Raw genomic sequence first — 14,920 nt, 5'->3', positions numbered from 1 at the left:
CGATGCGGGGCGGGAATGGGACAATGAGACCGTGAGTACCTCGACGCCTTCGCATCAGTGTGAGCCCGTGAGCCTCGAATGGGGACAGACGTGGCCGCCGCGCGATGTCTTTCGTTCCCTTGCGTGCTCGCGGCGCGTGATCCCCGTCGTTCGGCGGGTGCTCGCCGACGAGCTCAGCGCGGTCGGTGTCTACCGCCAGCTTGCCCATGGAGACTACGGGAGCTTTATCCTCGAGTCCGCCGAACACGGCGGATCCTGGGGACGCTGGTCCTTCGTCGGCGCCTCGAGTGCTGGAGCGATCGTGGCCCGTGACGGCCGGGCGCAGTGGGTGGGTGCCCATCCCGAGGGAGCCCTACGTGAGGGGAGCTTTCTCGAGGTTGTTCACTCGGCGCTCGAGGAGCTCGCAGCTCCGGCTATCGAGGGGATGCCGCCACTGAGCGGTGCGCTCGTCGGGTCGCTCGGGTGGGGGATTATCCCCGAGTGGGAGCCCACCCTGGTGGCGACTGCTCCCAGGGAATCCGATATTCCGGACGCCGCACTGGTGCTCGCTACCGAGGTCGCGGCCATCGACCACGCCACCGGCTCCGTGTATCTGATGGCGATCGCGTGGAACCTTAACGGCTCGGACGACGGCGTGGACGTGGCCTACGATCGCGCGATCGACCGTCTCGACGCGATGACGGCTCAGCTCGCGGCGCCCTTCCCTCCGGCGGTGCTCGGTGCCAGCGGGGACAATCCTCCTCAGGTTCGCCAGCGCACCGCGCGCGAGGACTTCGAATCGTCGGTCAACGCGGCCAAGCGCGCGATCAGGGAGGGCGATGCCTTCCAGATAGTCGTCTCGCAGCGTCTCGATGTGGCGACCCGCGCCAGCGGGATCGACGTATACCGGGTGCTGCGCACGATCAACCCGTCGCCCTACATGTACTTCCTGGACCTGCCCGACGGCGTCGGTGGCCACTTTGAGGTCGTCGGCTCGTCCCCGGAAACGCTCGTTCGAGCCGAGAGGCGTCGCGTGTGGACCTATCCGATCGCCGGTTCCCGCCCGCGGGGCGCGGATTCTTCCGAGGATCATCGGCTGGCGGCGGAACTGCTGGAGGATCCCAAGGAGCTGTCGGAGCACGTCATGCTCGTGGACCTGGCACGCAACGACCTGTCCAAGGTGTGCGAGCCGGCCTCGGTTGAGGTTTCCACGCTGATGGAGCTCAAACGTTTCTCTCACATCCAGCACATTTCCTCGACCGTGACCGGCGTGATGCGCCCGGACGTGGACGCCCTCGACGCGCTGGTTGCGACCTTCCCCGCCGGAACCCTGTCGGGAGCCCCCAAGCCGCGCGCGATCCAGCTGATCGACGACTTCGAACCGGCCGCGCGCGGGGTCTACGGCGGCGTGGTGGGCTACTTCGACCTGTCGGGGGACGCCGACTTGGCGATCGCGATTCGGACGGCCGCCCTGAGGGACGGGGTGGCGTCGGTCCAGGCGGGCGCAGGACTCGTCGCCGACTCGGTGCCGGCACTGGAGTACGAGGAGTCGCGAAACAAAGCCGCCGCAGCTCTCGAGGCCGTCGTGCGGGCATCGACGTTGGTTCCCCTGTCGTGACACGCACGGCGGGACGATCAAGCGGGGCAAGCCCGATATTCGCTAGCCTTGTCTGTGTTGTCGTAGTTGCTGGTGAAAGGGTAGCGTCGTGAGCGTTCTCGATGACATCATTGTGGGGGTCCGCGAGGACCTGAAAGAGCGCGAGGATCGCCTCCCCCTGAGCAGCCTCAAGGAGATCGAGGCGACCGTTCCCGAGGCGAAGGATGCGCTGGGTGCACTGCGTGGCCGCGACGGCGCCGTCAAGATCATCTCCGAGGTCAAGCGCTCCTCGCCGTCGAAGGGAAGGCTCGCGGCGATTCCCGATCCCGCTGCCCTCGCATCCCTGTACGAGGCCGGGGGTGCCTCGGTCGTCTCCGTTCTGACGGAGCAACGCCGCTTCGGCGGATCCCTCGCCGATCTTGACGCCGTCCGCGCGGCCGTGGACATTCCCGTACTGCGCAAGGACTTCATCGTCACGCCCTACCAGATTCACGAGGCGCGCGCTCACGGCGCCGACCTTGTCCTGCTAATCGTCGCAGCGCTCGAACAGAACGTGCTCGTCTCGCTCCTGGAACGCACGCGCTCGCTTGGCATGGAAGCTCTCGTCGAAACCCATTCGCGTTTGGAGGCGCTGCGCGCGCTCGATGCGGGGGCCTCGATTATCGGTGTCAACGCCCGCAACCTGAAGACCCTCGAGGTCGATCGTTCCACCGTTGAGCAGGTCATCGACGTGATTCCTCAGGAGGTCGTAGCCGTCGCGGAGTCGGGTGTGGCCACCGCGCACGACGTCTTCGAGTACGCGAAGTGGGGGGCGGATGCGGTGCTCGTGGGGGAGGCGCTCGTGACCTCCGGTGATCCGCGCTCAAGCATTCAGGACATGGTGAGCGCCGGGCAGCACCCCGCCCTGCGAACGGATCGCAAGGCGCGCGTCGCTGCGGCGCGTCAGGAAGGACAGTGATGGAAGCCGATAACTTCGTGTCGGGGCCGTACTTCGGGGACTTTGGCGGGCGTTTCGTTGCGGAGTCGCTCATGGGTCCCCTCGAGGAGGTCGAGGTGGCGTGGAAGCGCCTGTGGCGCGATCGGTCCTTTCAGCGTCGGCTTCGTGACCTCCTGGCGAACTACGCGGGTCGGCCCTCGCTGCTGACCGAAGCGCCCCGCTTTGCCTCGGATCTGGGCGGGGTCCGGGTGTTCCTCAAGCGCGAGGATCTCAACCACACCGGCTCGCACAAGATCAACAACGTTCTCGGCCAGGCCCTGCTGACCAAGGAGATCGGAAAGACGCGCGTCATCGCTGAGACAGGCGCCGGACAGCACGGCGTTGCCACCGCCACGGCTGCTGCCCTCCTCGGGCTCGAATGCACGATCTACATGGGGCGCGAGGACACGGAGCGGCAGGCCCTGAACGTTGCGCGCATGCAGATGCTCGGGGCGGAGGTCATCGCCGTGACCGCCGGATCAGCGACCCTCAAAGACGCCATCAACGAGGCATTCCGGGACTGGGTGACCAACGCGGAGACGACCAACTACATTTTCGGAACGGCCGCGGGGCCGCACCCCTTCCCGGAGCTGGTGCGCGACCTACAGCGCGTCATCGGCGACGAGGCTCGCGCTCAGCTTCTCGCCACCGAGGGGCGCCTGCCCGACGTCGTGGTTGCATGCGTGGGTGGCGGATCCAACGCGATCGGCTCCTTCACTGCTTTCATCGACGATCCGAGCGTTGAACTGCTGGGGTGTGAGGCTGCCGGTGATGGCTTCGAGACGGGACGCCACGCCGCCTCGATTACGGCCGATCAGGTCGGGGTTTTGCACGGCTCGCGCACGTTCGTTCTGCAGGAACGCGACGGACAAACCAAGGCGTCACACTCCATTTCTGCCGGCCTGGACTACCCGGGGGTTGGACCCCAGCACGCGTGGTTGGCGCGTTCGGGCCGTGCGTCCTATATCCCGGTCTCGGATGCCGAGGCCATGGACGCCTTCCTGAGGCTGTCGCGCTCCGAGGGCATCATCCCGGCCATCGAGTCCTCGCACGCCCTGGCGGGCGTACGCAGGTGGGCCCTCGAACGGGTCGAGGCCGCAGGTCCCTTCCGTCCCGGCGAGGAACCGATCGCTATCGTGACGGTGTCGGGGCGCGGCGACAAGGACGTGGACACCGCCGCACGCTGGTTTGGCTACGGGCGCGCGAAGCTGCAGATCATCGACCCGAGCGCGGGACCGACCGGCGTCGCCGTGCTTGAGAGCGAAGAGGAGAAGTAACATGACGCGAGCACCTCGTTCGTCCGCGGTCATTGACGCGGCGAAGGAGCGCGGCGATGCCGCTCTCATCGGCTACCTTCCCGTCGGCTTCCCGTCGGTTGATGCCTCGATCCACGCGGGGAAGGTCCTGGCGGACAACGGCGTTGACGTGATCGAGCTGGGCTTCCCCTATTCCGATCCGGGCATGGATGGGCCAACGATTCAGCGGGCGAGTGTCGCGGCGCTGGAGCGTGGCACGCACATTGAGGACCTGTTTCACGCCGTTGATGAACTCACCAGCTACGGCGTGGCCACGTGCGTCATGACCTACTGGAACCCCGTCGAATGGTGGGGCGTCGAACGCTTCGCCGCCGACCTGGCTGCGGTCGGAGGCTCCGGTCTCATCACGCCGGACCTGCCTCCGGAGGAGGGGACGCAGTGGGAGGCGGCCTCCGATGCTCACGACTTGGAGCGCATCTACCTGAGCGCGCCCTCCTCGCCTTCCCATCGCCTCCGCCTGATCGCGGAGCATTCGCGCGGATGGGTCTACGCCGCCTCGTCGATGGGGGTGACCGGCGCCCGCGCCTCGGTCGGGGCGCACACCGCCGACGTGGTGGCCCGCACGCGGCAAGCCGGCGCAACGCGGGTGTGCGTCGGGCTGGGCGTCTCCAACGGTTCCCAAGCCCGCGAGATCGGGGCGTACGCTGATGGCGTGATCGTCGGTTCGGCCCTCGTCAAGACTCTGTTCGACGACGACGGTGAGCGAGGCCTGCGTGCCCTCGGGGGGCTGGCACGCGAGCTGGCGTCGGGCGTGAAGGGAGCGCGCGCGTGAACCTCCTGGCCGCCTCGGGCATTCCCTCCCCGTCGACGGGCGTGTGGTACCTCGGTCCGATTCCCCTGCGGGCATACGGGATCGTCATCGCGGTCGGCATGATCGTCGGCGTGTGGTGGACGGCGCGACGCTATCGCGCGCGCGGCGGCGATCCGGACGTCCTCTACGACGTGGCCATGTGGGCGATCCCGATCGGGATCATCGGGGCACGCCTCTACCACGTGATCACGTCACCGGAGGCATACTTCGGGCCGGGTGGCGACCCGTGGCTCATCCCCCAGATCTGGCGCGGCGGATTGGGGATCTGGGGAGGCGTCGGCGCCGGGGCGCTGGGTGCGTTCCTCGCCGTCAAGCGCGCCGGCGTGCGCTTCGGCCCCATTGCCGACTCGCTCGCCCCCGCACTCCTGGTCGCCCAGGCGATCGGCCGTTGGGGGAATTGGTTCAATCAGGAGCTCTTCGGTGGCCCGACGACGCTTCCGTGGGGGCTGCAGATTGACGCCGCCCACCTGCCCGCCGGCTACGCTCCCGGGACCCTCTTTCATCCCGCCTTCCTTTACGAGTGCCTGTGGAACCTTGCGGCCGCTGCGCTGATCGTGTGGCTTGATCGGCGCCGCCGCTTCGCGGGCGGGCAGGTCTTCGGCCTCTACCTCATGGCCTACACCCTCGGGCGAGCCTGGATCGAGATGCTACGCATTGACGATGCCCACACGTTTGGTGGCCTGCGCCTGAACGTGTGGACTTCTCTCCTCGTCTTCGCTGTCGGGGCTGTGCTCTTCGTTATTGCCGGGCGCCTGGGCAGGTCGAGTCGCGTCGAGGCACCCGCGGGGGAGAGGAATGAGCAGGACGAAAACGGCGAGGAGAACTGCGTGAACGAGGAGGCTCAGGCCTCCTCGGACGGTGCCCGGCAGGAGCAAGACAGCGAGTAGGCGAGCGCAGGTTGGCCACTCATGGAAGTCGAAGGTCCCGGAATCTGATGGTTCATGGGAATCATCACGCCGACCCGTGGGAGCGCCCCCGCGAGCGTTTGAGGTCTGGGCGCTAGAATCGATACTATGCGTCGAGCTAAAATTGTCTGCACCATTGGACCTGCCACCGATTCCCCCGAGCAGCTCCAGGCGCTCGTTGATGCCGGAATGGATGTTGCGCGCATCAACCGGTCGCACGGAAAAGCCGAGGAGCATGAGGCTGTCATCTCGCGAGTTCGGAAGGCGTCCGCGACATCGGGCCGCGCCGTTGCAGTCCTCGTTGACCTTCAAGGACCCAAGATTCGGCTGGAGACCTTCCAGGACGGGCCCCAGGAACTCAAGGCGGGGGATACCTTCACGATCACAATCCGCGACGTTCCCGGCACCAAGGAACTGGTGGGAACGACGTTCAAGGGCCTGCCCGGCGACTGTGCACCCGGCGACCGCCTGCTGATCGACGACGGAAACGTCGCGGTGCGCGTGGTTGAGGTCAGCGACACCGACGTCGTCACCCGCGTTGAGGTCCCCGGAGTCGTCTCCGACCACAAGGGACTGAACCTGCCGGGCGTCGCGGTTTCCGTGCCCGCCCTGTCGGAGAAGGACAAGGAGGACCTTCGCTGGGCCATTCAGATGGACGCTGACTTCATCGCCCTGTCCTTCGTTCGCTCCGCCCACGACATCGACGACGTTCACGAGATTATGGACGAGATGGGCAAGCGAATCCCCGTCATCGCCAAGATCGAGAAGCCTCAGGCCGTGGAAGCGCTCGAAGAGATCGTTGAGGCCTTCGATGGCATCATGGTCGCCCGTGGCGACCTCGGCGTCGAGATGCCCCTCGAGGCCGTGCCGCTCGTTCAAAAGCGTGCGATCGAGCTGGCGCGGATCGCGGCGAAGCCCGTCATCGTTGCCACCCAGGTCATGGATTCGATGATCAAGAATCCGCGCCCGACCCGCGCCGAGGCCTCGGACTGTGCGAACGCGATCCTTGATGGTGCGGATGCCGTCATGCTGTCCGGCGAAACGTCGGTGGGTGCCTACCCGATTGAGACCGTCCGCACGATGGCGGCGATCATCGAGTCCACGGAAGAGAACGGCGGGGAGCGCATCGCGTCGATCCCGGGCTACTTCGCTTCCGATCGCGCGGGTGTCATCTGTGATGCCGCCGCGCGTATCGCCGAACACATGGACGCCCGCTACCTCGTGACTTTCACGCAGTCGGGCACCTCGGCGCGCCTCCTGTCGCGCATGCGGCGGCCGATTCCCATGCTCGCCTTCACTCCTTTGGAAACGACGCGTCGCCGCCTCGCTCTGTCGTGGGGCATCCAGACATACCGGGTGCCCGAGGTTCAGCACACGGACGACATGGTCTGGCAGCTTGACCAGGTGGTGCAGTCCTCTCGCCTTGCCGACATCGGTGAGCAGCTCGTCATCGTCGCCGGCATGCCGCCGGGCATCCCTGGGTCGTCGAACATGCTGCGTATTCACGAGGTTGGCGACGAAGCAGATTACGCGATCGGCGGTCTGCGTCACGCGTGAGAGCAGCATTCGGGGGTGTCGGCGGGAGTCGGCACCCCCGCTCATTGTTGCGTTGACGAGGCTCGTGTGGACAAACCTGCACGGATGGAATAATGTACACGGATACACGTTGATACGTGTGGACGTCGCCCCAACGACGGAGCGACGCTGCAGCAGGTTGCTGCCCGGTGCGCTTCAGGGATGCCTGTGCGATCCAAGCACATTCCCCGGCGCGCCAGTGAGATAGATGGAGGAGAAATGAATAGGGATATTCGGACCGTGTCGGTCCACGACACGCTGTTTGGTCGTGTGGCCAACAACCTGGAGGTTGCTCAGCTCTCTTCGGCCGTCGGGCCCTGGTTTGCTGACTGTCACGATTCGAGGGTCAAGCAGGCGATTGCCGACCTTGACGAGCCTGCCCTGAGGGGCGCGGCAGCCGAGTACCTCGGCCTCGAACTGAGTGTCGTGGCCTGAATAGCGGAAGGGGGGCGACAAGCAATGCTTGCCGCCCCCTCGTCCATTCCCAGACACGCCGATCTCTGAGCGGACCGTGCATCGCGTTTGCGCGGGATTGCCGGTACCATGGGAAACGTACTCCAGTGGTGGTACCCCGAGTGGGATTCGAACCCACAACAAGCCGGGTTTGAGCCGACCGCCTCTGCCAGTTGGGCTATCGGGGCATTCGCGTGTGCGAGACCCACAATAGAGCAGCTGGGCAAACCGATCAAACTGAGGAATATGACAATGAGTGAAGAGCAGGCTGAACCGCGCCGCGTCCTCGTCGCGGAGGACGAGGGGCTGATCCGTCTCGATATCGTTGAGACGCTCACCCAGGCGGGGTTTGAAGTCGTCGGCGAAGCGGCCGACGGTGAGGAAGCCGTCGAGCTGGCGTTGGAGCTCGAACCAGACCTGTGTGTGATGGATGTCAAGATGCCGAAGATGGATGGCATCACCGCGGCGGAGAAGATTCTGCAGGAGCTGTCGTGCGCGGTTGTCATGCTGACGGCATTCTCGCAGACTGAGCTTGTCGAGCGTGCCCGCGACGCCGGCGCGATGGCCTACGTGGTCAAGCCCTTTAGCCCCTCCGACCTGATTCCCGCCGTCGAGATTGCCCTCTCGCGTCACGCGGAGATCGAGTCGCTCGAGGATCAGATCGCCGATCTGAGCGATCGTTTTGAGACGCGCAAGCGGGTGGACCGGGCGAAGGGTCTGCTCATGAAGAACATGGGCATGAGTGAACCCGAGGCTTTCCGCTGGATCCAGAAGACCTCGATGGATCGGCGCCTGTCGATGCGGGAGGTGGCCGACGCGGTCATCAACCAGGTTGACGACTGAATCGTGGATGCGGTGGCGGGCAGGAGCGGGGTGCTCCTGCCCGCCACCGCATTCGTGGGCTGCGCGTGTGCGCGCACCTACTTGTGACGTGGGCGCACCAGGATTCGATTGGTGACCCGCGCGACCGAGATGAGCCTGTCGGCCTCGTCGCGAATCTCAACGGTGTGCACCGTGGAGGAACGACCGAGGTGGACCGCGGTCGCGGTCGCCGTGACGGTCCCCTCGCGGCCGACGCCGATGTGGGACGCATTCAGCTCGGTGCCGACGGCAAAGGCCGGCTTACCGGGGTTGGTCTCGCGGGCATGAATCTGTGCCGCGAAGGAGGCGGCCGTCTCAGCCAGCGCCGCGGAAGCGCCGCCGTGCAGGATCCCGGCACTCTGCCGGTTGCCGTCAATGGGCATCGAGATGACGGTGCGCGCGGCCGTGTGTTCAAGCACTTCCATGCCGGTGGCCTCCATGAGGGTGCCCGGCCAGTGGGCCCCCACCCACCCGCCGTGAGCGAGAGGATCGGGTGATGCGCCGTGGGCGTGTGTCGTCTGGTCAAGGTGTGTCATGGCATCTAGGGTGTCATGTGTGAGCGATACCGTGCTGATTATTGATGGTCATTCGATGGCGTTTCGCGCCTTCTATGCGCTTCCGCCCGAGAACTTCGTGACGGCCACCGGCCAGCATACGAACGCGGTTTACGGCTTCGTGTCAATGCTCGCCAGGTTGCTCGAGACAGAGAAGCCGACCCATGTCGCCGTGGCATTCGATGTGTCCAGGCACTCATTCCGCACCGAGGAGTACCCGGAATACAAGGGAACCCGGGACGCGACGCCGGAAGAGTTTAAGGGGCAGGTGGAACTCATACGCGAGGTCTTGGACGCGATGGGGATCGTGGCGCTGTCTCGAGAGGGATTCGAGGCCGACGACATCCTGGCGACGCTGGCCTACCAAGCCGGTCACGAGGGTGCTTCGGTGCTGGTCGTCTCCGGCGACCGCGACACCTTCCAAACGGTGACCCAGAACGTCACCGTGCTCTACCCGGGGACAGGGCCCGGGGACCTGCGGCGCATGACTCCCGAAGCCATCGAGGCCAAGTATGGGGTGCCTCCGCATCGCTACCCCGAGATTGCGGCGATCGTCGGCGAGACCTCCGACAACCTGCCGGGCGTGCCCGGGGTCGGCCCCAAGACCGCAGCCCAGTGGATCAATCGCTTCGATGGCCTCGACAACCTCCTGGAACGCGCTCACGAAATCGGGGGCAAGCGCGGGGCTGCCCTGCGCGAGCACACGGATGACGTCGTGCGCAACCGACGCTTGAACAGGCTCGTCACGGACATGGACCTCGGCCTGACTCGCGCCGATCTGGTGCGGCGCGCCACCGATGTCGCGGCGGTCGATCGTCTCTTTGATGCGCTTGAGTTTGGTCGGCTGCGCGCCAAGGTGCGCGAGGTGTCGGGCGTCGGCATGGGACAAGGCGAGCCGGAGGAGGCCACGGACGCCGTTGCCGAGGAGCAGCAGGTCGACGTTTGCCTCGCTGATCCGTCGAGCGACGTGAGCCGGTGGCTGAACGAGCGTGCCCGCCTCGCCCTCCTGGTCGAGGGCGACATGCGACCGACCCGCGGCGAGGTGACGCGCTTCGTATTCGCCACCGACAAGCAGGCCCTCGTCCTCGACCCGACTGAGCTCACCCCCGCACAGGACCGAGCCGTTGCCGAGGCGCTGGCCTCAACCCGGCTGGTTGTCCACGACGCCAAGGGAGTTCGCCACGCGCTCGCGTCGCGAGGCTGGACCCTCGGGGAGGTTGCCTTCGACACGATGCTCGCGGCCTATCTTGCTCACCCGGACCAACGCTCTCACAAGCTCACGGACGTCGTGGCGCGCATCCTCGGCATCGAGGTGAGCGAGGCGGCGGATGAGGGAGCGCTCTTCGACATGGACGAGAGCGAGGAGGGCCCCACGGGCGCCGAAATGCGAGCCGGCCGCATCGCCGCTCAACTGATCCCGCTCGCTGAGCGGTTGCGCCGCACGCTCGAGGAAAGCAAGGAGCTGGGCCTCCTGAGCGATATGGAGATGCCGCTGGCCCGGCTCCTGGGGGACATGGAGGCAACCGGGATCGGCGTGGACACCGGGGTGCTGAGCGACCTCTCGGCAGAACTCGGCGCAGACGTCGAGAAGGCGCGCCGCGGGGCCTGGGAGGCCGCCGGACGCGAGGTGAACCTATCGAGCCCGAAACAGCTCCAAGAGCTTCTCTTCGACCACTTCGCGCTGCCCAAGACCAAGAAAACGAAGACCGGCTACACAACGAACGCCGAGGCCCTCGCCGACCTGTGGGCGAAGACCGAGGCCAGCGGGGGAGCGGGGCACCGCTTCCTCGGCTACCTGCTCGCCCACCGCGACCGCATCAAGCTCAAGCAGATGGTCGACTCCCTAATTGCCACCGTCGGTGCCGACGAGCGCATCCACACGACCTTCTCGCAGGTTGCCGCCGCGACCGGCCGCCTGGCCTCCTCGGACCCGAATCTGCAGAACATTCCCGCGCGCAGCCCCGACGGCATGCGCATTCGCGGAGCCTTCACTCCCGGGCCGGGCTACGCCTCGCTCATGAGCGCCGACTACTCTCAGATCGAAATGCGACTCATGGCGCACCTGTCGGGCGACAAGGCTCTCATCGAGGCTTTTAACTCGGGCGAGGACCTGCACAGGACCATGGCCTCCATGGTCTTCGGTACGCCGGTCGAGCAGGTGAGCGGGGAGGAACGTTCTCGGATCAAGGCCACCTCCTACGGCCTTGCCTATGGGCTCTCCTCCTATGGCCTGGCCGCCCAGCTCGGCATCGCGGTCCCGGAGGCCGCCGCTTTGCGCGACCGATACTTCGAACGCTTCGGGAAGGTGCGCGACTATCTTGAGGGCCTGGTCGCACAGGCCCGAGCCGACGGGTACACCGAGACGATGTTCGGACGACGCCGCTACCTCCCGGACCTGCGGTCGTCGAATCGGCAGCGACGTGAGATGGCCGAGCGTGCGGCCCTGAACGCACCCATTCAGGGAAGCGCCGCCGACATCGTCAAGATCGCGATGATGAACGTGGCCTCGGCGCTGGCAAACGAGGGACTTGCCACGAGGCTCCTCGTGCAGATCCACGACGAACTACTCCTTGAGATCGCCCCGGGTGAAGCCGATGTGGCGGAGAAGCTGGTGCGCGAGCGCATGGAAGGGGCCGTCGCCCTCTCGGTGCCGCTTGACGTGGCCGTCGGTGTCGGAGCGTCGTGGCAGCTGGCTGCCCACTAGGGTGAACTTCGCGACGCACGCCACGTAAAGTGGCGCTAAATTCGTCACATTTGCCGCGTTGAAGCTGCTAGACTGGGCGGCAGTGCCTGTGGGACGGGTGCATCCGCACGCGACCGGGGCGCTGGAACTGTCCATCTACTATCCATTCCGTTTCGGAGAAACTACTACATGACCACCAACACGCCGCAGGTCGCTATCAACGACATTGGTTCGGAAGCAGACCTGATCGCAGCCATTGACGAGACCATCAAGTACTTCAACGATGGCGACATCGTCGAGGGCACTGTCGTCAAGGTCGACCACGACGAGGTCCTCCTTGACATCGGCTACAAGACCGAGGGTGTCATCCTCTCTCGCGAGCTCTCCATCAAGCATGACGTCAACCCCGAGGACGTCGTCGCCGTGGGCGACCAGATCGAGGCGCTCGTCCTCCAGAAGGAAGACAAGGAAGGCCGCCTCCTCCTGTCGAAGAAGCGTGCGCAGTACGAGCGTGCGTGGGGCAAGATCGAGAAGGTCAAGGAAGAGGACGGCGTCGTGACCGGCACCGTCATCGAGGTCGTCAAGGGCGGCCTGATCCTCGATATCGGCCTGCGCGGCTTCCTGCCCGCCTCCCTCGTCGAGATGCGTCGCGTCCGCGACCTCGCCCCCTACATCGGCCGCGAGATCGAGGCGAAGATCATCGAACTCGACAAGAACCGCAACAACGTGGTCCTGTCCCGCCGCGCGTGGCTCGAGCAGACCCAGTCCGAGGTCCGCACGAACTTCCTGCACACCCTGCAGAAGGGCCAGGTGCGTTCCGGCGTTGTCTCCTCCATCGTCAACTTCGGCGCCTTCGTTGATCTGGGCGGGGTGGACGGCCTGGTTCACGTCTCCGAGCTTTCTTGGAAGCACATTGATCACCCGTCCGAGGTCGTCGAGGTCGGCAACGAGGTCACGGTCGAGGTTCTCGACGTCGACATGGATCGCGAGCGCGTCTCCCTGTCGCTGAAGGCCACCCAGGAAGACCCGTGGCAGGCATTCGCCCGCACGCACGCCATCGGCCAGGTTGTGCCCGGCAAGGTCACCAAGCTCGTCCCCTTCGGCGCGTTCGTGCGAGTCGAGGACGGCATCGAGGGCCTCGTGCACATCTCCGAGCTGGCTCAGCGTCACGTCGAGCTGCCGGACCAGGTCGTCAAGGTCGGCGAAGAGGTCTTCGTCAAGGTCATCGACATCGACCTGGAGCGCCGCCGCATCTCGCTGTCCCTCAAGCAGGCCAACGAGGGCGTGGATCCGAACTCCGACGAGTTCGATCCGTCGCTGTACGGTATGGCCGCCGAGTACGACGAGAACGGCAACTACAAGTACCCTGAGGGCTTCGATCCCGAGACCCAGGAGTGGATGGAAGGCTTCGACGCTCAGCGCGAGGCATGGGAGGCCCAGTACGCCGAGGCTCAGGCCCGCTGGGAGGCCCACAAGGCTCAGGTTCGCAAGGCCCTCGAAGAGGACGCCGAAGCGGCTCCCTCCATCGAGGAGCAGGCCTCCTACTCGACCCCGGTCGACAACGAGGGCACCCTGGCTTCCGACGAGGCCCTCGCCGCGCTGCGTGAGAAGCTGACGAACAACTGAGTCGGTCTGTCAGACGACCTTCAACTTCTCAGTTCACGACAGTGAACGCATAAGTGGTGGCTCCCGGGTTTTCCTGGGGGCCACCACTCATATCCCCGTACATTGGGGACGTGCAGTTCCCCATGTGCGAGGCGCAAAGCCGAGCGGGCCACCAGCGGATGCGTCGCTCAGGCAGCCGTACGCCTCATCGCAGCCACGTCGATGCACGCACCGATCAGCGCAGCGATGAGCGTGGGGAGGATCCAGCCGAGCTGGTTCGCTTGAAGTGGGCTCCACATGAGAACGGAGCTAATTCCCTCCGTGGCGACACCGACGTGCGCGAGCGTCGTCGCCGCCGACCACGCCGCCGCCATCCACGACCCCAGACGGAAGGTCCACAGTGCCGGGGTGGTCAGGCGCAGCGGATGGGTCGCGATCGTTATGAACACGACGGTGATTGCGATGGGGTACAGGAACGTGATGATCGGTACCGCGATGGCGAGCACCGAGTCAAGTCCGGCGGAGGCCAGCGCGAAGGAGATGATCGTGAAGACGATCATCCACGTGCGGTAGGAGATGGCCGGGAGCAGGCGGTGGAAGAACTCCGACGTCGCCGCGATCAAGCCGACCGCCGTCGTCATGCATGCCGTCAGCACGATGAGCCCGAAAACGATCTGTCCGGGCCAACCCATCGTCATCTGGGCGGCGTCGGCGAGGAGGGTGGCGCCGTCGCCGTAGCTCTGGGCATTGGGGATGACGTGGCCGATGAGACCCAGGCCCACGTACACGACGGCGAGCAGCGACCCAGCGATGATGGCCGCCGTGGAGGTGCGTCGCACGACCTTCGCGCCGATGCCGCCGCCCGTGTTCCCGAGCGACGTAACGACGATGATGCCGAAGGCCAGGGCGGCGATCGAGTCCATCGTCATGTATCCCTCCAACAGGTCGGCGGCCAGGGGAGTAGCCGAATACTCTCCGGTGGGGGCGTCGTGGGAGGCAGGTAGGGACGCGAGGCACAAGAAGACCAGGAGGACGAGGAGGCCCAGCAGGATGGGGGTAAGGACCTTGCCGAGGCTGTCGATGATTGTGCCAGGATTCCAGCATAGGTAGAAGGCGACGCCAAAGAAGACAAGGCTGAAGAGGATCGACGCGGTCAGTGACTTCGTGCCGATGATGGGTGCGACCGCCGTTGAAAAGGACACGGCGCCGGTACGCGGCAGCGCATAGAAGGCGCCGATCGAGAGGTAGACCATGACGGAGAAGACGAGACCGAAGGACTTTCCCGCACGGTTGACGAGGTCGCGCATGTCGGTGCCCGACAGGGCGATCGTGATGATCGAGATGACGGGCAGGGCGACGCCACCGATGAGGAAGCCGATCATGGCGGGCGCGACGTTCGTGCCTGCCGACGCGCCCATGATCGGCGGGAAGATCAGGTTACCCGCGCCGAAGAACATCGAGAACAGGGTCAGTGAGGTCGCAATGAGGACGGCGCTGCTTGATCGTTGCCCGGAGGCGTCGTTGACTGTCTGAGGCACTGCTACTCGCTCGTTGGTGTCGGGATGAACAGTGCCATTGTGTCACGGGGGTGTGCACACGCAACAC

General features: G+C 65.7%; 12 protein-coding genes and 1 tRNA gene. 10 read left to right on the top strand and 3 right to left on the bottom strand.

Translation table 11 applies throughout. The features are described 5' to 3' along the window. Nucleotides 1–67 precede the first annotated feature (67 nt). The 7 genes from NQK35_RS03555 to NQK35_RS03525 all read left to right on the top strand — a co-directional run bounded on the left by NQK35_RS03555 (nucleotide 68) and on the right by NQK35_RS03525 (nucleotide 7,594). Entirely contained in the window at nucleotides 68–1,597 is a 1,530-nt protein-coding gene (locus NQK35_RS03555) for a chorismate-binding protein (protein WP_048741570.1), read from the top strand. Between the two features lie 88 nt (nucleotides 1,598–1,685). Then, nucleotides 1,686–2,534, top strand: coding sequence for an indole-3-glycerol phosphate synthase TrpC (gene trpC, locus NQK35_RS03550; RefSeq protein WP_048741567.1), 849 nt, complete (start codon nucleotides 1,686–1,688; stop codon nucleotides 2,532–2,534). Further along, nucleotides 2,534–3,829 carry a tryptophan synthase subunit beta gene (gene trpB / locus NQK35_RS03545; RefSeq protein WP_257114759.1) on the top strand — a complete coding sequence of 432 codons (1,296 nt, stop codon included), beginning with the start codon at nucleotides 2,534–2,536 and terminating at the stop codon, nucleotides 3,827–3,829. Before trpC ends, trpB begins: the two co-directional genes overlap by 1 nt. Before the next feature lies 1 nt (nucleotide 3,830). Beyond that, on the top strand, nucleotides 3,831–4,640 hold the full coding sequence (gene trpA / locus NQK35_RS03540; RefSeq protein WP_009211604.1) for a tryptophan synthase subunit alpha: 810 nt from the start codon (nucleotides 3,831–3,833) through the stop codon (nucleotides 4,638–4,640). Then, nucleotides 4,637–5,566 (top strand): prolipoprotein diacylglyceryl transferase, encoded by a 930-nt coding sequence (lgt, locus tag NQK35_RS03535; protein WP_009211603.1) that lies wholly within the window; start codon nucleotides 4,637–4,639, stop codon nucleotides 5,564–5,566. The genes trpA and lgt overlap by 4 nt, the downstream gene beginning before the upstream one ends. Before the next feature lie 126 nt (nucleotides 5,567–5,692). Then, nucleotides 5,693–7,141: a pyruvate kinase gene (gene pyk / locus NQK35_RS03530; protein ID WP_009211602.1), complete on the top strand. Its 1,449-nt coding sequence runs from the start codon at nucleotides 5,693–5,695 to the stop codon at nucleotides 7,139–7,141. A gap of 237 nt (nucleotides 7,142–7,378) precedes the next feature. Continuing rightward, a complete protein-coding gene (locus NQK35_RS03525) occupies nucleotides 7,379–7,594 on the top strand; it encodes a hypothetical protein (protein ID WP_009211601.1) in 216 nt (71 codons plus the stop codon). A 129-nt stretch (nucleotides 7,595–7,723) separates the two neighbouring features. Here NQK35_RS03525 and NQK35_RS03520 read toward each other — a convergent pair. Continuing rightward, a tRNA-Leu gene (locus tag NQK35_RS03520) sits at nucleotides 7,724–7,800 on the bottom strand. Between the two features lie 64 nt (nucleotides 7,801–7,864). Between NQK35_RS03520 and NQK35_RS03515 the strand changes: the two genes are divergently transcribed. Then, nucleotides 7,865–8,455 (top strand): ANTAR domain-containing response regulator, encoded by a 591-nt coding sequence (locus NQK35_RS03515; RefSeq protein WP_009211600.1) that lies wholly within the window; start codon nucleotides 7,865–7,867, stop codon nucleotides 8,453–8,455. Nucleotides 8,456–8,532: 77 nt separating this feature from the next. On the opposite strand, the gene NQK35_RS03510 is transcribed toward NQK35_RS03515, so the two are convergent. After that, nucleotides 8,533–9,009 (bottom strand): hotdog fold thioesterase, encoded by a 477-nt coding sequence (locus NQK35_RS03510; protein WP_257114556.1) that lies wholly within the window; start codon nucleotides 9,007–9,009, stop codon nucleotides 8,533–8,535. Here NQK35_RS03510 and polA point away from each other — a divergent pair. Together polA and rpsA are read left to right on the top strand one after the other, a co-directional pair. Further along, nucleotides 9,008–11,731, top strand: coding sequence for a DNA polymerase I (polA, locus tag NQK35_RS03505; protein WP_257114555.1), 2,724 nt, complete (start codon nucleotides 9,008–9,010; stop codon nucleotides 11,729–11,731). The genes NQK35_RS03510 and polA overlap by 2 nt on opposite strands. Nucleotides 11,732–11,899: 168 nt before the next feature. Further along, nucleotides 11,900–13,336 (top strand): 30S ribosomal protein S1, encoded by a 1,437-nt coding sequence (gene rpsA, locus NQK35_RS03500; protein ID WP_009211597.1) that lies wholly within the window; start codon nucleotides 11,900–11,902, stop codon nucleotides 13,334–13,336. A 167-nt stretch (nucleotides 13,337–13,503) separates the two neighbouring features. Here rpsA and brnQ read toward each other — a convergent pair whose 3' ends face one another. After that, the gene (brnQ, locus tag NQK35_RS03495) at nucleotides 13,504–14,853 is read right to left on the bottom strand and encodes a branched-chain amino acid transport system II carrier protein (protein ID WP_257114554.1); all 1,350 of its coding nucleotides are present in this window, start codon (nucleotides 14,851–14,853) and stop codon (nucleotides 13,504–13,506) included. Between the last annotated feature and the right edge of the window lie 67 nt (nucleotides 14,854–14,920).

It is taken from the genome of Schaalia odontolytica, assembly GCF_024584435.1.
In the GTDB taxonomy this organism is placed as follows: domain Bacteria; phylum Actinomycetota; class Actinomycetes; order Actinomycetales; family Actinomycetaceae; genus Pauljensenia.
This window is presented reverse-complemented; position numbering and strand designations above follow the sequence as displayed.